Source organism: Bacillus sp. FSL R5-0434 (assembly GCF_038004745.1).
Taxonomy (GTDB): domain Bacteria; phylum Bacillota; class Bacilli; order Bacillales; family Bacillaceae; genus Bacillus; species Bacillus halotolerans.
Genome location: NZ_JBBORV010000001.1, coordinates 3,865,287 through 3,883,139 on the forward strand (window position 1 = coordinate 3,865,287; position 17,853 = coordinate 3,883,139).

The 17,853-nt window shown below is 44.6% G+C and carries 17 protein-coding genes and 1 other annotated feature; of the genes, 8 read left to right on the top strand and 9 right to left on the bottom strand.

The window, feature by feature from the left end; translation table 11 throughout:
* Positions 1–48: 48 nt before the first annotated feature.
* A complete protein-coding gene (gene glxA, locus NYE43_RS20130) occupies positions 49–429 on the top strand; it encodes a glyoxalase GlxA (protein WP_326326693.1) in 381 nt (126 codons plus the stop codon).
* A gap of 40 nt (positions 430–469) precedes the next feature.
* On the opposite strand, the gene NYE43_RS20135 is transcribed toward glxA, so the two are convergent.
* Complete coding sequence (locus NYE43_RS20135; protein WP_341062522.1) at positions 470–1,147, bottom strand: DUF2711 family protein; 678 nt, start codon at positions 1,145–1,147, stop codon at positions 470–472.
* Between the two features lie 89 nt (positions 1,148–1,236).
* A complete protein-coding gene (gene celB, locus NYE43_RS20140) occupies positions 1,237–2,571 on the bottom strand; it encodes a PTS cellobiose transporter subunit IIC (RefSeq protein ID WP_341062524.1) in 1,335 nt (444 codons plus the stop codon).
* A gap of 226 nt (positions 2,572–2,797) precedes the next feature.
* Here celB and NYE43_RS20145 point away from each other — a divergent pair, with 226 nt between their 5' ends.
* The 3 genes from NYE43_RS20145 to sacY all read left to right on the top strand — a co-directional run bounded on the left by NYE43_RS20145 (position 2,798) and on the right by sacY (position 7,454).
* On the top strand, positions 2,798–4,735 hold the full coding sequence (locus tag NYE43_RS20145; protein WP_341062526.1) for a S8 family peptidase: 1,938 nt from the start codon (positions 2,798–2,800) through the stop codon (positions 4,733–4,735).
* A 444-nt stretch (positions 4,736–5,179) separates the two neighbouring features.
* Positions 5,180–6,559 carry a sucrose-specific PTS transporter subunit IIBC gene (locus tag NYE43_RS20150; RefSeq protein ID WP_105954469.1) on the top strand — a complete coding sequence of 460 codons (1,380 nt, stop codon included), beginning with the start codon at positions 5,180–5,182 and terminating at the stop codon, positions 6,557–6,559.
* A 52-nt stretch (positions 6,560–6,611) separates the two neighbouring features.
* Complete coding sequence (sacY, locus tag NYE43_RS20155) at positions 6,612–7,454, top strand: transcription antiterminator SacY (protein WP_044160381.1); 843 nt, start codon at positions 6,612–6,614, stop codon at positions 7,452–7,454.
* A gap of 51 nt (positions 7,455–7,505) precedes the next feature.
* Here the strand turns inward: sacY and NYE43_RS20160 are convergent, their stop codons facing one another.
* Entirely contained in the window at positions 7,506–8,366 is an 861-nt protein-coding gene (locus tag NYE43_RS20160) for a glycosyltransferase family 8 protein (protein WP_044159962.1), read from the bottom strand.
* Between the two features lie 111 nt (positions 8,367–8,477).
* Complete coding sequence (locus tag NYE43_RS20165) at positions 8,478–9,191, bottom strand: YwaF family protein (protein WP_341062531.1); 714 nt, start codon at positions 9,189–9,191, stop codon at positions 8,478–8,480.
* 153 nt (positions 9,192–9,344) lie between these two features.
* Between NYE43_RS20165 and NYE43_RS20170 the strand changes: the two genes are divergently transcribed.
* From NYE43_RS20170 to NYE43_RS20180, 3 genes are all read left to right on the top strand, one after another.
* A complete protein-coding gene (locus NYE43_RS20170; protein WP_341062533.1) occupies positions 9,345–9,860 on the top strand; it encodes a MarR family transcriptional regulator in 516 nt (171 codons plus the stop codon).
* Positions 9,855–10,067: a binding site (T-box leader), on the top strand. Its footprint overlaps the gene before it by 6 nt.
* Positions 10,068–10,111: 44 nt before the next feature.
* The gene (tyrS, locus tag NYE43_RS20175; protein ID WP_341062535.1) at positions 10,112–11,350 is read left to right on the top strand and encodes a tyrosine--tRNA ligase; all 1,239 of its coding nucleotides are present in this window, start codon (positions 10,112–10,114) and stop codon (positions 11,348–11,350) included.
* 154 nt (positions 11,351–11,504) lie between these two features.
* On the top strand, positions 11,505–12,872 hold the full coding sequence (locus tag NYE43_RS20180) for a M28 family metallopeptidase (RefSeq protein ID WP_024123321.1): 1,368 nt from the start codon (positions 11,505–11,507) through the stop codon (positions 12,870–12,872).
* Between the two features lie 44 nt (positions 12,873–12,916).
* Here the strand turns inward: NYE43_RS20180 and NYE43_RS20185 are convergent, their stop codons facing one another.
* The 5 genes from NYE43_RS20185 to NYE43_RS20205 form a co-directional block, all read right to left on the bottom strand.
* Positions 12,917–13,756 carry a helix-turn-helix transcriptional regulator gene (locus tag NYE43_RS20185; RefSeq protein ID WP_024123322.1) on the bottom strand — a complete coding sequence of 280 codons (840 nt, stop codon included), beginning with the start codon at positions 13,754–13,756 and terminating at the stop codon, positions 12,917–12,919.
* A 68-nt stretch (positions 13,757–13,824) separates the two neighbouring features.
* Positions 13,825–14,208, bottom strand: a complete 384-nt coding sequence (locus tag NYE43_RS20190; RefSeq protein WP_038954313.1) for a carboxymuconolactone decarboxylase family protein — start codon at positions 14,206–14,208, stop codon at positions 13,825–13,827.
* Entirely contained in the window at positions 14,195–15,409 is a 1,215-nt protein-coding gene (locus NYE43_RS20195; RefSeq protein WP_213418124.1) for an MFS transporter, read from the bottom strand. Before NYE43_RS20195 ends, NYE43_RS20190 begins: the two co-directional genes overlap by 14 nt.
* A gap of 138 nt (positions 15,410–15,547) precedes the next feature.
* Complete coding sequence (ywaC, locus tag NYE43_RS20200; RefSeq protein ID WP_024123325.1) at positions 15,548–16,180, bottom strand: GTP pyrophosphokinase YwaC; 633 nt, start codon at positions 16,178–16,180, stop codon at positions 15,548–15,550.
* Positions 16,181–16,320: 140 nt separating this feature from the next.
* On the bottom strand, positions 16,321–17,256 hold the full coding sequence (locus tag NYE43_RS20205) for a 1,4-dihydroxy-2-naphthoate polyprenyltransferase (RefSeq protein ID WP_059292251.1): 936 nt from the start codon (positions 17,254–17,256) through the stop codon (positions 16,321–16,323).
* Positions 17,257–17,701: 445 nt separating this feature from the next.
* Between NYE43_RS20205 and NYE43_RS20210 the strand changes: the two genes are divergently transcribed.
* Positions 17,702–17,851, top strand: a complete 150-nt coding sequence (locus tag NYE43_RS20210) for a teichoic acid D-Ala incorporation-associated protein DltX (protein WP_010332387.1) — start codon at positions 17,702–17,704, stop codon at positions 17,849–17,851.
* Positions 17,852–17,853 lie beyond the last annotated feature (2 nt).

The following is a 17,853-nucleotide window of genomic DNA, read 5'->3' on the forward strand; positions in this document are numbered from 1 at the left end:
GGAAAGGTTTTTCTACGATAGACAAAAAGAGTTTCTAGGAGGAACAGCATGGCAAATCGAATTGACCATACAGGCATTATGGTAAGGGATATTAACGCGTCCATTTCATTTTATGAAGAGGTTCTCGGCATGAAATTGAAGGACCGCATCACTCATACGAACGGTATTATCGAGCTTGCTTTTCTTGGCTTTGAAGATGGTCCGGAAACAGAAATCGAACTGATTCAAGGCTACAGCAGCGAGCTTCCCGCCGAAGGTAAAGTGCATCACATTGCCCTGCTGACTGATGACATCGCGGCCGAATACACAAAAGCGGAAAGAATGAATGCGAAATTTATCGACGAAGAGATCACAACACTTCCAAACGGGTATCGGTATTTTTATATCGAAGGCCCTGACGGCGAGTGGATAGAGTTCTTTCAGCGGTAAGAAAAAAGAACGCACCTCTGTTTAGAGGTACGTTCTTTTCTTATCTATACCAATTCATATACGTAGTTTCATCGCAAAACATGGCCTCCCAGCCCATACGCTGAACCATGTCATGAATGTTTTCATCTTTCGCAAGAAAAACATTCATGAATGAGTCGTATACACTCATAAACACAAAATCCATTTTCTCATCAGTCAAAATGAGCTCTGCGGCGGCTTCATCAAGAACCGTCCGCAAGTTAGCCTCAGTTGTGTCCAGAAAGCCGCTGTTTTCCACAATTGGTTCTGAGTAATAAAACCGATTGGACCCGTTGTAACGAAGCACTTTTACCATACCGGGAATATGAAAATTTGAAATATGGTCCTCACTGGGATAAAAGAGATTTCCTTTTAAATTCACATGTAAAAGTTCAGCCAAATCCTCTCTCGCGTACTCATCCCTTAAAGCAAATATCGATGTCTTCAAAGCCAGCGCCAGCTCTGCATGTGTTTGGAATCCGCATGAAGACATGATCTCTTTCCATGTAACTGCTTTTCCTTTTTCCCTTACTTCTTGATCATTTGGATAAATATGCTCATACTCATTTTTTCTCTTACCTTTTTCCCACCCCTCAGGCATTTGAATAAAAGGAGAAAATAAAATAGCAGCTGATGTATATTCAACTGGTATTTGTTTCAAGATTGGTGATTCGTCATCTAACCATATGTATTCTAGCATGGGCACCCCCTTTACATATTCTAACATTTACTTATAGTTGATAGAAGATCATCAGCCCTATAACAGCTGATGATCTATTACAGCTTACATCACGTCACATTTTTATCCCCGGATTCAACCGCACTCTCTTCCTTCCATTTTTGATGATCCCATATTCTGAAAAACGGATAGTAGATAGCACATGTAATGAACAGGTTCACCAGCTGCATGACCGCTCCAGATACTTTTCCACCTGTCGCCAGGTACCCTGATATGAGCGGCGGCATGGTCCATGGCACGGCGATTCCGGCGGGCCTTGCCACCAGTCCTGTACTCATGCCGATATAAGTGGCGGTAATTGTGAGGAGCGGGGCTATGATGAACGGAACGATAAGGAGCGGGTTCATCACAATCGGCATGCCGAAAATGATCGGCTCGTTGATGTTAAATAGCGCAGGACCAATCCCTAATCGGCCGAGCTGCTTCATCTGTTTGCTCCGGGACCGCACAAGCATTGTGAGTACAAGCGCCAGCGTTGCTCCGCTTCCGCCGACATTGATCCAAATTTGAAAAAACTGAGTCGTAAAAATACTCGGCAGCGCCTCGCCCGCTTGAAACGCGAGACGGTTTGCATCCATGGCGCCATACCAAATCGGCGCCATAATACCGCCGATGATCGAAGCGCCGTGAATGCCGCACGCCCAAAGCAGCATTTGCACGAATTCAGCGATCAGACTCCCGCCGAGGCTGCCTCCAAGGATGGAAAGCGGCGTGCCGAGCAGGTCTCCGACGACATTGTGCAGGCTTTGAAAAGGCGTCATTTCAATCAGAAGACGCGCCAGCCATATAAGAAATACGATAATAAAGCCGGGAATCAGCGCGACAAATGATTTGCTTACCGCCGGCGGCACGCCGTCAGGCATGTTAAACACAATATTTTTTTGAATGATGTACCGATAGACTTCAGTCGAAAACAAGGCGATGATCATGGCGACAAACAGTCCCTTGCTGCCGAGCAATGTAATGGGAATGCCGCCTCCGATCATGATTGATTCTGTTGAGCCATCCGGCGTAAAAGGCACCTCGAACGGCGTTGCCAATAAGAAGGCTGCAATTGAAATCGCTCCGGCCGACAGGGCATCAACACCGTAGCTTTCCGCCAGCCGATAGGCGATCCCGAAAGCCGCAATCATTGCCATAATATCGAATGAAGCATTAACAGGATAGCCGAGCTTATCCGCCCACTGTTCCCCAAACACGCTCGTCATAAAATCAGCATAACCGGGAATCGGCAGACTGGTTAAAATCAAAAAGACAGAACCGATAATAATCAGCGGCATGGTCAAAACAATTCCGTCACGCAAAGCGCTGAGATGCCGCTGCCCGGCAATTTTCCCAGCGACAGGCATGATTTTTTCTTCCATCACCCGAGTGAACGCGCTCATCTGAAAAGCCCCCTTTTTTCACTGCTTTGTAAACAACCTTTGCAATGTTTTCTTTATCTTATTTTGAAAACGCTTACAAATTCATGTGGAAAATTTCCTCTTTCTGCGGAAAAAATCTGCATTCTTCTGAACAACCCTCTCAATGAAAAAATCTTTCCTTCTTATTATCAAAATCACATTTTCCTCCGATATATATATCAAACATCATAGAAAAAGGAGAAGAACCATGAAAAACATGTTTTGCAAACTTGTTGTATCAGTCACTCTGTTTTTCAGTTTTCTCGCCCTAGAGCCTCTTGCACATGCAGAAACCAGCAGCGAGAAAGAGGTCATTGTGGTCTATAAAAACAAAGACGGCAAGGAAACCGTCCTGGACAGTGATGCTGAGGTTGAGCAGCAGTATCAGCATCTTCCGGCGGTAGCTGTTACAGCAGATCCAGAGACAGTAAAAGAATTCAAACAGGATCCTGATATTTTGTATGTCGAAAACAATGTGACGTTCACTGCAGCGGACAATACAGACCTCAAAGTACTGTCAGAGAACGCCGACACCACTGACAACTTCGAACAATGGAATCTTGAACCGATTCAGGTCAAACAGGCTTGGAAGGAGGGGCTGACAGGCAAAAACGTCAAAATCGCTGTCATTGACAGCGGGATCTCCCCCCACGACGACCTGTCGATTTCCGGCGGGTACTCAGCTGTCAGTTACACCTCTTCTTACAAAGACGATAACGGCCACGGAACACATGTCGCCGGGATTATCGGCGCTAAGCATAACGGCTACGGAATTGACGGCATCGCACCGGAAGCACAAATATATGCGGTTAAAGCGCTTGATCAGAACGGCTCGGGAGATCTTCAAGGTCTTCTCAAAGGGATCGACTGGTCGATAGCGAATGGAATGGATATCGTCAATATGAGCCTTGGCACGTCTTCAGACAGCCAGATTCTTCATGACGCCATGGACAGAGCATATGAAAAAGGCGTACTGCTCGTTGCCGCAAGCGGAAATGAAGGAAACGGCAAGCCAGTAAATTACCCGGCGGCATACAGCAGTGTCGTTGCAGTGTCAGCGACAAATCAACACAATCAGCTCGCAGCCTTTTCAACAACAGGAAATCAAGTTGAATTTGCAGCACCGGGAACAGACATCACGAGCACGTATTTACATCAATATTATGCGACGGGAAGCGGCACATCCCAAGCGACACCGCACGCCGCTGCCATGTTTGCGTTATTAAAACAGCGTGATCCTGGTAACACGAACGTGCAGCTTCGCGCCCTCATGCAGAAAAACATCGTTGACCTCGGAATTACGGGCCGCGATCAGCAATTCGGCTATGGCCTGATCCGGTATAAAGCCCAGCAGGCAGATAAAGCGTACACGGCGGCTGAGCAAGCGGTCAAAAAAGCCGAACAGACAAAAACACAAGCCGATATCGACAAAGCGAAAAAGCTCGTCAGCAAGCTGCCTAATTCCAGCGCCAAAAAAGCTTTGCAAAAAAGACTGGATAACGTTCAGGCATACAGAAATGTAAAAGACGCGAAGGACAAAGTGGCAAAGGCAGAAAAGTATAAAACCCAGCAAACCGTTGATACAGCACAAGCCGCGATCAACAAACTGCCGAACGGCACGGATAAAAAGAACCTGCAAAAACGGTTAGATCAGGTCAAGCGCTATATCGCATCAAAGCAAGCGAAGGACAAAGTCGCCAAAGCGGAAAAAAGCAAAAAGAAAACAGATGTCAGCAGCGCTCAATCGGCAGTCAGCAAGCTTCCGGCAGGTTCAGAAAAAACGTCCCTGCAGAAGCGTCTCAACAAAGTGAAAAGCAGCAATGTAAAAAAGGCGCAGCAATCAGTCGCCGCAGCGGAAAAGAAATCAACTGACGCAAACGCGGCGAATGCCCAAAAGGCCGTCAATGAACTTCAGTCCGGAAAAGACAAAACGTCATTGCAAAAACGGTTAGATAAAGTGAAGAAAAAAGTGGCGGCAGCTGAAGCCAAAAAAGTCGAAACAGCCAAAGCCAAAGTGAAAAAAGCGGAAAAAGACAAGACAAAAAAATCAAAAACAGCCGCTCAGTCCGCAGTAAATCAATTAAAAGCATCCCATGAAAAAACAAAGCTGCAAAAACGGCTGAACGCCGTTAAGCCGAAGAAATAATTGAAAAAACCTTTAAGACGAGTGTTACGTCTTAAAGGTTTTTTCGTCTGTTAAACTGTGTACGCAACCTTTTTCCCATTTGCTTCACAGGCTTTTCATACTATTGCTATCCTGCTGTGAACAGCATAAAATGAACGGTATTACAGATATCAACTGCATATTGCGGGATTGTGACTGGCAAGCAGGCAAGACCCAACGATGCAAAGGGAGTATTAGTGCCTAGAAAAAGAAGGCATTTTAACTCTTCTTTTCGTGTTGGGCTCGTAACGGCGCCAATGACATTTCTGCTTTATATGTTTCGTAATGCCCCGTCACCCGACGAGGGCATTTTTTGATGGCTCTGCACGCTTTACATTTTTCTCACTTTTTTCATTTTGATTGTCAACTTTTCATTTGATACGATGAACAAGCCGACTTTTCTTCAGCAGAGGAGGTTTTTATTGTTTGCAAAAAGAAATTGCGAAAGAATTATTGCTCCTCGCAGGAGGAAAAAGCAACATTATCAGCATCAGCCACTGTACAACTCGTCTTCGTTTTGAAGTAAAGGATGAAACGAAAATCGACATACGTGCTATTGAGAATCTGCAAGGTGTGCAGGGCACCTTTTTCAGATATGGCCTGTTCCAGATTATTTTTGGGGCAGGTATCGTCAACAAAATTTATAAAGAAGTCGTTTGTGTGTGGGAGGCATCGCCTTCTGAAGAGGCTGTTCAAGAGAAACATGCCAGACGCAAACTGAACCCCGTCACAACATTTGCTAAAACGCTGTCCGATATTTTCATGCCGATTATCCCGGCGATAACAGCAAACGGTTTGCTCATGGGGCTGATCGGCATGATTCAGGTCTTTCACTGGTTCTCTGCCGACAGCCCGTGGATCAAAATGCTGGATCTCGTGTCCAGCACCGCCTTTATTCTGCTGCCGATTTTGGTTGGCTTCAGTGCCGCCAGACAATTTGGCAGCAACCCATTTTTAGGTGCATTGATAGGAGGGCTTCTGACTCATCCTGATTTGCTTGATCCATCCATGCTCGGCAGCAAAACCCCCGCTTCCTTGGACATATGGGGGCTGCACATTCCATTGATGGGCTATCAGGGCGCCATTATACCGATTCTTCTCTCCATTTATATCATGAGCAAAATTGAGAAGCTTTTAAAAACGATTGTGCCCAAGTCACTTGATGTCGTGATCATTCCCTTTATCACTGTGATGGTGACAGGGTGTCTCGCGCTGATTGTGATGAACCCCGCCGCAGCTATCATCGGCCAGGTCATATCACAATCGATTGAATACATTTATCACCACGCGGGCATTGCTGCCGGAGCTCTTTTCGGGGGTATCTATTCCACTATCGTTCTATCAGGCTTGCATCATAGCTTTTATGCGATTGAAGCGACTTTGCTTGCTGACCCTCATGTGGGTGTGAACTTTTTGGTGCCGATATGGTCAATGGCGAATGTGGCGCAAGGCGGAGCGGGACTGGCGGTTTTCTTCAAAACGAAGCAGTCAGGCCTGAAGAAAATCGCGCTCCCCGCTTCCCTTACCGCGTTTTTAGGCATTGTGGAGCCAATTGTTTTCGGAGTAAATGTGAAGCTGATCCGCCCCTTTATCGGAGCCGCTATTGGAGGCGCTCTCGGCGGGGCGTATGTAGTTGGGGCACACGTCGTTTCGAATTCCTACGGACTGACCGGCATCCCGATGATTTCAATCGTGCTGCCGTTTGGCATTGCGAATTTTGTTCATTATATGATCGGTTTTTTGATCGCGGCCGTCTCTGCTTTTATAGCTACATTGTTTCTCGGGTTTAAAGAAGAGACAGAATAACTGGATTTATTCGATTTCATTCATAAAACGGGGGATGAAAGGACAAAAAGCTATGAAAATTAAAAGAATATTAAATCATAATGCAATCGTCGTAAAGGATCAAAACGAAGAGAAGATTCTCTTGGGTGCAGGAATCGCGTTCGACAAAAGAAAAAATGATATTGTCGATCCGTCTAAAATCGAAAAAACATTCGTCAGAAAAGATACACCTGACTATAAACAATTCGAAGAGATTTTAGAAACATTGCCGGAAGACCATATTCAAATCTCCGAGCAAATTATTTCCCATGCTGAACAAGAACTGAACATCAAAATCAACGAACGGATTCACGTTGCGTTTTCAGACCACCTCTCATTTGCGATCGAACGCCTGAGCAACGGAATGGTCATCAAAAATCCGCTGCTGAATGAGATCAAAGTTCTTTATCCGAAGGAATTCCAAATCGGCATGTGGGCTAGAGCGCTGATTAAAGAGAAACTGGGCATTGAGATTCCTGAAGATGAAATCGGCAATATCGCCATGCACATTCACACAGCGAGAAACAACGCCGGCGACATGACACAGACACTTGATATTACAACGATGATCCGTGATATTATCGGCATTATTGAAACCCAGCTGTCGATCAACATTGTGGAGGATACCATTTCTTACGAAAGGCTCGTGACCCATTTGCGCTTTGCCATTCAGCATATCAAAGCAGGCGAAACCATTTACGAGCTGGATTCAGAAATGATCGCCATCATTAAAGAAAGATTCAAGGATGCTTTCCTATGCGCCAAAAGTATCGGCACATTTGTGAAAAAAGAATACGGCTTTGAGTTTCCTGAAAAAGAACTGTGCTATATCGCCATGCATATTCAGCGCTTCTATCATCGGTCAGTGGCCCGCTGACAAACAAAAAAACGCTTTTGATCATCTCAAAAGCGTTTTTTCATATATAGATTATTGATTGATAGCCGGGTTTCCGATCGTATTCCACTTCGTATAGGACATGTAATGGAAATACTCATCGCGATACGGATGTTTTGTATTGGAGTTCCAAGGCTTTTCTCCGCCGCAGAAGTGGACGATTGCCGGGTTTTCTCTCGTTTCATTATATTGCTTCCGTCCTAACAGTGTCGGAGGTGTTTTCAGTTTTAACATGATATATGTTTGAGCGTTCCAGCGCGGATGAAGCTCATACCACTTATCATATAAGATCGCGTTCAGCGCATCTTGGTCATGTAACACAAGAAAATCTTCAGAACCGTTTTCATTGATAAAGTTGAGAACTTTTTCTGTGATGTTTTGCTTTCTCCAAGGTTCCATATCAATAACCATAATACCTGAGTTAAAATATTTTCCCGTGTCAGTGATATTCATTTCTTTCAAACGTTCATGCTGCCCCGCATCTTCCACAGCAGCAACGGTGTATGGAGCGATGTCCAAGTCCCATAGTTTCGAAATATCCTCAAGGACAAGTGCATCACAATCGACATAAATCATCCGCTTAATGCTCTCATCCTTAATTAAGTCAGGAATCGAAATGCGGTAATACGCCGCTTTTGTAATGTGGCTGCTTTCCACAGCATGTTCATACTGGTTGGCATCCACTTCTAAAAACTCAATCGGCACGCCGAACTTCAATGTGGTTTCTTCCAGCCTTTTTTTGTTATCAGGCTCAATTCCCCCATCAATCACATATAGCTTTACTTTTCTGTTCTGGTCCATGTTTGTCAATAAAGAAACGAACATCCCACCTAAATGACGAGCATAATTATCATCTGCGCATGATACGATATGCATAATTTCATCTTTCTTCAATGGTATTCATCTCCCTTTGTGTTGTACAAGTTACATTCCCTTTTTCAGAAAATTAAACACTAATCTCCAATATTTTTTTAAATAGAATGTGCTATACAACAAAAAAAGGTGTTATTTTTTGAACATCCGATAAAGCCAATAAAGGATGAAAAAGCTCGCGATCGTAATGGCTTCAGCTGAGGCGATATACCATGGCCAAGGCCCGAGAACATCCAATAGCGAAGATCCGCCCGGCTTTTTCGTTAAATACATATAATTCGCTTTCAGCCAGCGGTCAACCAGATAAATGATCCCTCCGTACAGATTGACAATCAATACAGTCACCCATAAAGAGCGCTGTCTGAGTCTGTACGTGCCAATCACCGCCATAAGCAGACAGGACAGAAACACGGATCCGTGCGAAATAAAAAAGAGAATATACCGCACATGCGGAAATGAGAACATACCAAGGTCTGGGGTCAGAAGCGCCTGAAGGGAGCTTCCGATGCCGACAAAATACAAAAACACAAACAGCTTTCTGCTCTTTGTCACCAGCATAATAGCTGATAAATACACAGACAAGTCACTCAGCTGAAGGGGCAGAGAAGTCCGCACCGACCACCTGCCCGCGGCGATCATCCATATTTGGTAACCAATTTGTGAAGCAAGCAAAAGAAACACAAACAAATAGCGCAGAAATTGACTGAATGCAGGCTGCTTCACTGACCGGCGGAACAGAAACAATAGGATGGCAAGCACGCCGATCAAGCCTAATGTCACTGCATGCTCTGTCGAAAACAGATGAAACGGATCGTGTCTATACACACCTTGAACATATTTTTGCACAACTGCACCCCTCGTTAGCGGATTTTTCTTTATTGTGGTGTTCTTTTGGCTTTTTTTATTCAACTGAAAAATATAGGCTTGAAGTTCATCAACGTCTCTGCTACAATTCATTTCATAGCTAATGATTCTGATAATTTAAGGCAGGCCTGATTAATGGAACGTTTTAATACACAGCAGCAGCTTCGCAAAGAAGAGCATGACACACTCAGCAAGCTTAAACAAATGCCCGTTGAGTCACTCAACCTGGAAGCCATTTCGATCGCGACGAATCTGTATCGGTCTGCGCAAAGGCTCCGTGTCAAAATGGAGACTGAGGTTCTTTCTTCTTACAAATTATCTTGGACCGCTTTCTCCATTCTTTACGATCTATGGGTATGGGGCAAACTCGAAACGAGAAAAATCGCTGAGCTGTCAGGCATTTCAACTGCAACAGCAAGCAATGTGATCAAAACGCTCGAAAAAAAGGGCTTTTGCTCCAAAAGCATCGATACCAGAGATCGGCGACTTGTTTTTGTCACAATCACTGAATCCGGCAAACAAGCGATCGAAGACCTCTACCCCGAGTTTCACAAAGGGGAAACGGAATTGATTACGGGCATGACAAAAGAGGAGCAAAAAACCCTGACAGGACTGCTTAGAAAAGTAGCGGACAATCTTCATACATCATAAGCTTTGACGGGAATCCAGTAGCGGTTTGTCTCCCTGTTTCAGAGAGCCGGCGGAAGGTGCGAGCCGGCACACAGGCAAACGCGAATTACCTCCCCGAGCTTTCTTTGTGAACGTTAGTAGCAAAGGACGGGAAACCGTTACTCGAATGAGCGGAAGACAATGTCTTCAACCAGGGTGGTACCGCGTGCATTGAGCCACGTCCCTTATCGGGATGCGGCTCTTTTTGTGTTTCTAAAAAAGGAGGAAGAACAATGAAAACATTTGATCAGCTCACAGCAGCACAGCAAAAAGAAGTCGAAAGACAGCTTGATCTATATATGACAGGCGCCCAAGAAGTCATACCGCCGGAGGAATTAAAGGCCAAGCTTGTCAAATCGATTGCGGCAGGCACACCGCTTAAAATTAAGCTCGGATTAGATCCTTCTGCACCGGATGTTCATCTGGGACATACGGTCGTTTTAGACAAGCTTCGCCAATTTCAAGAAAACGGCCACATTGTGCAGCTCTTGATTGGCGATTTCACAGGAAAAATCGGTGATCCGACAGGCAAGTCCGCGGCCAGAAAACAGCTGACTGATGAAGAAGTCCAGCACAACGCCAAAACATACTTCCAGCAATTCGGGAAAGTGCTTGATCCAGAAAAAGTCGAGCTGCACTACAACTCGAAATGGCTGAAAACATTGCATCTGGAGGACGTTATTGACTTGGCAGGCAAAATAACAGTAGCCCGCCTGATGGAACGCGATGACTTTGAAGAACGCATCGCCATGCAAAAGCCGATCTCCCTGCATGAATTCTTTTACCCGTTGATGCAGGGATACGATTCCGTCGTTCTGGAAAGCGATATTGAATTAGGCGGAACAGACCAGCATTTCAATGTGCTGATGGGACGGCATTTTCAAGAACGATACAACAAAGAAAAACAAGTCGTCATCCTGATGCCGCTTTTGGAAGGCTTGGACGGTGTTGAGAAAATGTCGAAATCGAAACACAACTACATCGGCATTGACGAACATCCGAACGACATGTACGGGAAAACAATGTCACTGCCCGACAGCCTGATGAAAAAATACATTCATTTGGCAACGGACTTGGAGCTTGAAGAGAAAAAACGGCTCGTGAAGGACTTAGAAACCGGCGCCGTTCACCCAAGGGATGCCAAAATGCTTTTAGCCAAAACGATTGTCCGAATGTACCACGGATTAGAAGCCGCTGAAGCAGCCGAACAATCTTTCAAAACAGTCTTTCAGGAAAACAGCCTGCCTGAGGATATTCCGGCTGTGAACTGGAAAGGCGAGAAAACGATCGCGATGATCGATCTGCTCGTCACTCTTGACCTTCTCTCTTCGAAAAGCGAGGCGCGCCGCATGATTCAAAACGGCGGTGTCCGGATTAACGGAGAGAAAATAACAGACATTCACGCCGATGCAGAGATAGAGGAGAATATGATCATCCAGGTCGGCAAACGCAAGTTTTTAAAACTCCGATAATTTGATGTCCTGACGCTTATGAAATCGGCTTTCATAAGCATTTTTTTTTGCAGGTATAAAGAACTGTCTTTTCAAAAATGCGCTTCAGTTTGCAGGAAAATCCTTTAGCATCCCGAAATATTCCCCATCCAAACATTAGGGGAGGTTCATATTTATGAAAAAGCTTTTGACTGTAATGACGATGGCCGTTTTAACGGCCGGCACGGTTCTCTTGCCGGTACAGAGTGTCACCCCTGCTGCGCATGCTGTTCAAATATCAGATAGCCAGCGCGAGCTCCCATTCAAAGCAAAGCGTGCATACTCAACCATTTCTCAGCTTAGTGAAACAATCGGCCCCAGAATAGCCGGGACATCTGCCGAAAAAAAGAGTGCCTTATGGATCGCTTCATCCTTGAAAAAATTAAAACTCGATGTGAAGGTTCAAACGTTTGGCATTCCTGACCGACTTGAAGGAACGCTATCCTCAGAAGGCCGTGAGATCCTCATTCGGGCGGCATCCGGCTCTACACCAACTGAAGAAAAGGGCCTCAACGCTCCGCTGTATCACGCCGGTTTAGGATATCCTGATGATTTCTCCGCTGACGCCAAGGGGAAAATCGCTTTGATTTCAAGAGGAGACCTGACATATTATGAGAAAGCCAGGAATGCCGAGGCGGCCGGCGCAACGGCTGTGATCATTTACAATAATAAGGAAAGCCTTGTTCCTGTCACCCCAAATCTATCAGGAAATACAGTCAGCATTCCTGTCGTCGGAATTAAGAAAGAAGACGGTGAAACTCTTATCCAGCAAAAAGAAGCAACCTTACAACTAAAAGCATTCTCAAACCAAACCTCCCAGAACATCATCGGTATCAAAAAACCAAAGAACATCACAAATCCTGATATTGTGTACGTTACAGCCCATTATGACAGTGTTCCTTTCTCGCCCGGCGCAAATGACAACGGATCAGGCACTTCTGTTATGCTGGAAATGGCACGCGTCTTGAAAAGCATCCCTTCTGACAAGGAAATCCGCTTTATCGCCTTTGGCGCTGAAGAGCTCGGCCTGCTCGGCTCCTCTCACTATGTAGATCATCTATCAGAAAAAGAGTTGAAACGAAGCGAAGTGAACTTCAACTTAGACATGGTGGGTACAAGCTGGGAGAATGCGTCTGAGCTGTATGTCAACACATTGGACGGACAATCTAACGATGTTTGGGAATCCAGCCATACGGCCGCTGAAAAAATTGGATTCAACAGCCTGTCTCTGACACAGGGAGGCTCATCCGATCACGTGCCGTTCCATGAAGCCGGCATAGATTCCGCTAACTTTATTTGGGGAGATCCGGAAACAGAAGAAGTAGAGCCATGGTACCATACCCCTGAAGACTCTATCGAACATATCAGCAAAGAACGCCTTCAGCAGGCTGGCGACCTTGTGACAGCCTCTGTCTATGAAGCTGTGAAAAAAGAGAAAAAACCGAAAGCCAATAAGAAACAAATAAAGGCAAAAGCCTCTGACATTTATGAAGATATGAAATAAAAAAAGACGGCGCTTTCTGCCGTCTTTTTAAGGTAATAAGCTATTTAGCTGTCTACAAGTAAAGCTTTCAATTTATCTGCCGTATTTTCTTTCTCTAACGGCCGATAAATGGTCAGTTTCAAATCCGGTGAATCATAAATTTGCAATGTCATATGCTCCATTACCATTGTGCCCGCTGCCGGGTGAAGAAGCACTTTTTCTCCTGCGTGAGTGCCTAACACTTCGTGGTGGTTCCACCATTTTTTAAATTCCGGGCTTACTTCGGTTAATTCATCGATCAGCTCTTTTATCCATGCTTCCCCGAGAAACCGGCTGGCTGTCGATCGAAATTGCGCGATGAGTTTTTTGGCGTGGCTTTCCCAGTCGTCCAGCAGATCCCGGTACTCTTTTGACGTGAAACATCGCCATACGGCGTTCCTTTCCTTTCTGCCCATTTGGCCAAAATCGCCGAACACAGCACACGCTGCCGTGTTCCAAGCAATAACGTCCCACTTTTCGTCAGTCACATAAACAGGGCAATTGGTTAAATGATCAATAAAGTGCCGCACAGCCAGAGGAAGGCTCTTGTTTTCCTCATCCTGATCATCTAAAAGAACATGTTGTCCTGCCAACAGAAAAACATGGCGTTTCTCCTCGTAATTCAATTTGAGCACTCTTGATATGCTTTCCAGTACCTGTGTCGATACCCGAATATCCCTTCCCTGCTCCAGCCATGTGTACCATGTGACACCGATACCGGACAGCTGGGCCATTTCCTCTCTTCTTAAGCCTGTCGTTTTCCTTCTGGTGCCTAAAGGCAATCCGAATTCTTGCGGAGAAAGCAGCGCCCTTTTTAATTTTAAAAACTCACCAAGTTCTTTCCGTTTTTCTGCCATACCGTCCACATACACACTCTCCTCCTGCATAGAATTTCCTATTTGTATTCTACATAAAAAAGGAGAAAATTTTTATATTATTTGTTTCGTTCTGCAAATACTTCCGCAGCCACAGGCAAAATGGTATTCAGCGCATTCGGAAATCCTGAGTAAATAATCATCTGCATCATCACTTCTGTGAGTTCTTCTTGTGTCCATCCAACATTCAGGGCTCCGTTAATATAGAATTTTAACTGCTGCGTATTGCCCAATGCAGTCAATCCGGCAACCGTTGCTAATAATCTGGATTTCAGATCAAGGCCCGGTCTTGAAAAAATCTGTCCGTAATTAAACTCCACGGCGAGCACACCAAGGTCCGGAACGATGGATTGTTTAAAACTGTCTACGATCTCTTCGTAGTTCTCCTCATCTATTTGCTTCAGAATATCTAGCCCTTTTTTATAATGTTCACTTGTTTCCACCAGCTTCTATCTCCCTTCCGATACCGCTTTGTTTCGCAGCTCGATTTATGGTAATCCTTGAACTGAAGGCAATACCAATCATGATCATCCCCAAAATACAAATGCCGTTCCAATGAAACAGCATCCAGACTGCACCGCCTGCATACGACCCCAAGGCGCCGCCTAAAAACGTACTGACCATAAAGATGCCATTCAATCTGCTTCTCATATCAGCGGACAATTGGAAAATCTCCGCCTGACATGCCACCTGATTCGCCTGAATGCCCATAGTGATGAATAAAGCGACCAGCACAATCACAATCATTGAGGTCCGGCCCGCCATTAACAATACAAATGACAATAAGGTAAAAGACATACAAAGCTTGTTGGCAAAAGCCGCTCCTTTTTGATCAATAATCCAGCCGATCAGAGGAGTCGCAAAAGCTCCTCCAATCCCCACCAAACCGATTGTTCCAGCAGTCTGGCTGCCAAACGAGAATGGCGGTTCACTCACCATAAACACTAACGTCGTCCAAAATAAACTGAAGGCGCCGAACATGAAGCCTTGGTTTACACACGCTTTTCTTAATGCTTTCTCCTTGATCAAAAGCGGAAATAATGAAGAAATGAGTTTTCCATAATCAACGGCATGTGTCCCTTTGCTTTTCGGAAAGCAGAAGCGAATGATAATCATAATGATGACGGCTGCTGCACAGGCAATCCAATACATCACACGCCAGCCATATTGCGCATCTATCGCCCCGCTGACCACTCTTGCACCTAATATTCCGCAAACCAATCCGATGGCTACGTTCCCGAGTACTTTTCCCCTGTTCTTGTCATTTGCTAAACCTGCTGCAAATGGCACAAGGATTTGAGGAATAATCGTGAAGAACCCCAGCAATAAATTTGTGATGACCAGCCATGAAAAGCTTACAGCTAACGCTGAAGCGGCTGAGCAAACCCCCACTAAGAACAGCAGGCTCACAATGAAGCGGCGGCGTTCAAATAGATCTCCCAATGGAACTAGCAGCAGATTTCCCGCCGCATAGCCGATTTGCGCCAATGTAGCAATCATCCCAGCTTGTGCCGCTGTCACATGAAACGTGCCTGCCATGCTGACAAGCAATGTTTGATTGATATAGACATTAGCGACAGTAAACCCGCTAGTCACCGTAATCAGAAAGATCAAACCTCTTGATAATGAAATGGAATGTTTCATGTTTGCCTCCTTTCTTCATGCATGATAAAGCAGGTGCAATCATAGAAACAGAAGTGAGTTTATACTGGTATAGAAAGTACTAGCAAAGCAAAAAAGCGATACCTAATCAGGCTTCGCTTTTGTAAAATATAACGTTTATTAATCAACTTCTTTCTTAATCCCCAGCATTTTTTCATCTAAATAGTGGGCGATCTCCGCCGCTTCCTTCAGTTCATCGGTTAAATGTTTAGGGACGTCGTTGTTCAGTTTATAGTAGATTTTATGCTCCAAGCTCGCCCAGAAATCCATGGCGATGGTGCGGATTTGAATTTCTGCTTTGACGTATTCCACTCTGTTCGTTAAGTTCACAGGCATTTCAATAATCAAATGCAGGCTTCGGTAGCCGTTCGGTTTCGGATTCTGAATATAATCCTTTACCTTTACGATCCGCAAATCCTCATGCTGCTTCAGGACGTTCACGACATTATAAATATCAGAAATAAAGGAACAAATGATACGCACACCGGCAATATCGTGGATATGTTCCTTCATTTCCTGTGTCGTAATCTCGCAGCCCTTTCTCATGAGTTTATTTACGATGCTTTCAAAGCTTTTCACACGTGATTTTGTATGCTCAATCGGATTGTGGCCGTGAATTAAATTATATTCCTGGCTGATAATCGAAAACTTTGTATCAAGTGCATCTAGCGCAAATTTATAAACCAACAGTTCGTTTTTCCAGTCTTCCATGACGGTTTTTAAATCGTCCATATGTGTTACAGATAAATCCATTTTCGTCATCTCCTTTAACGGATCTTTATCCGCTGTCCATGTACTAGACGTGCCTGCCTGCTGCTAGGTTCTATGAATTTTTTTACAAAATCCTGTCGAATGTAACAAAAAAAGACCGCATGAAAAAGCGGTCTTCTTTCTTACCGGAAATAACTGATCAATAATCCAATTGACAGCAGGAATCCGAAAAATGTATTGGTTTGCGCTGTAGATTTCATCGCCACAATCATATTCATTGGCAATTCTTTTTTGACGAAGCCTTTCACCGCCTGAACCGGCTTAGGCACGCTCAAAAAGACGACAAACAGCCATGGGCTTGCAGCTCCTGTAATGACCAAGCCGACAACCCAAATATACGCGACAGCAAAAGATGCAGCCAGCAGAGTGACAGCTCCTTTATGCCCCATCAGGATTGCCAATGTTTTGCGTCCGCCTTTTTTATCCTCTTCGATATCACGAATATTGTTCGACAGGTTGATCGCGCCGACAAGAATCGCAATCGGAATCGAAATGAAAATGCTCTGCTTATTGATCATGTCTGTCTGAATAAAAAATGAAATCAGCACAAACACCGAACCCATGCAAATGCCTGAGAATAACTCACCGAACGGTGTATATGCAATCGGCAGAGGCCCGCCTGTATACAGGTAACCGATCGCCATTCCCACGAGGCCGATGACAGCCAGCCACCAGCTGCTGCTCATGCAAATATACACACCGAGCAAAATGGCAATGCCGTATGAAGCGAGAGCTAATTGCAGAATTGTTTTGGGCTTCATACCATGTCTGACAATTGCGCCGCCGATTCCGACAGATTCAGCTGTATCTAACCCGCGTTTAAAATCGTAGTATTCATTGAATAAGTTCGTCGCGATCTGGATCCATAAGCAAGAAAACAGCATAGCCAGAAACAGCAGCAAATCAACCTTCACATAAAACATCGCCAAAACTGTTCCGAGAAGCACAGGAACAAACGACGCTGTTAATGTATGCGGACGCGTTAATTGCCACAGGATCTGCCCCATACTTTCTTTTTCCGGCGCTGTCTGACCCTCACCCTTATTTGTTTGGTTCATCTTCCTCTTCCTTTCTATTAAAAGGCTTACTTTTTTTCAGCCGGCCACTTGATGAAACTTGCGTTTTGCTTCCTTATCTATCATAATGACTTCTCCACCATTTCACAAGATACCTTAAGCGGGCGTTTTCCTTCTTATTATACGCTTTCTGCCCTGATTTCATTAGGGTTCTGCCTGTGCCTTTACAAACAGGAGCGGAAAAATTTTTTTAAATCATTTACGCTTTTTAAAAGTTAAAAAGTTCTCTTCATAACATTTATTCTTTCCTTTATAATGAATCAGTCAGAGAAACTTCATTCATACTCTTTCAAAGATAAAAATTCACTTCTGAAGGCAGAAGCCGATATATAAATTTGAGGGATATTAGGGAAAATATGAAACTTTTTGCGCATCCGCTCGTCATATACTCATGTAATTGTCGAAAAAACGGGAAGGGAATTTGATTATGCTGCAATTGATGAAACAGCTGTATGAAAAACCCGCTGTCAAGTGGACATGTCATACAGGCTTTTATTTGTTGATACTGCTTGTTTTGTTTTTTATGTATGGTTTTCACACCGCGAATACCGGTTCTTATATTTATAACGATTTCTAATT

Bases quoted from the DNA above. Each gene is read 5' to 3' on its own strand.
- glxA (WP_326326693.1), top strand. From the start codon at position 49: ATGGCAAATCGAATTGACCATACAGGCATTATGGTAAGGGATATTAAC.
- NYE43_RS20135 (WP_341062522.1), bottom strand. From the start codon at position 1,147: ATGCTAGAATACATATGGTTAGATGACGAATCACCAATCTTGAAACAA.
- celB (WP_341062524.1), bottom strand. From the start codon at position 2,571: ATGAGCGCGTTCACTCGGGTGATGGAAGAAAAAATCATGCCTGTCGCT.
- NYE43_RS20145 (WP_341062526.1), top strand. From the start codon at position 2,798: ATGAAAAACATGTTTTGCAAACTTGTTGTATCAGTCACTCTGTTTTTC.
- sacY (WP_044160381.1), top strand. From the start codon at position 6,612: ATGAAAATTAAAAGAATATTAAATCATAATGCAATCGTCGTAAAGGAT.
- NYE43_RS20170 (WP_341062533.1), top strand. From the start codon at position 9,345: ATGGAACGTTTTAATACACAGCAGCAGCTTCGCAAAGAAGAGCATGAC.
- tyrS (WP_341062535.1), top strand. From the start codon at position 10,112: ATGAAAACATTTGATCAGCTCACAGCAGCACAGCAAAAAGAAGTCGAA.
- NYE43_RS20180 (WP_024123321.1), top strand. From the start codon at position 11,505: ATGAAAAAGCTTTTGACTGTAATGACGATGGCCGTTTTAACGGCCGGC.
- NYE43_RS20195 (WP_213418124.1), bottom strand. From the start codon at position 15,409: ATGAAACATTCCATTTCATTATCAAGAGGTTTGATCTTTCTGATTACG.
- ywaC (WP_024123325.1), bottom strand. From the start codon at position 16,180: ATGGATTTATCTGTAACACATATGGACGATTTAAAAACCGTCATGGAA.
- NYE43_RS20205 (WP_059292251.1), bottom strand. From the start codon at position 17,256: ATGAACCAAACAAATAAGGGTGAGGGTCAGACAGCGCCGGAAAAAGAA.
- NYE43_RS20210 (WP_010332387.1), top strand. From the start codon at position 17,702: ATGCTGCAATTGATGAAACAGCTGTATGAAAAACCCGCTGTCAAGTGG.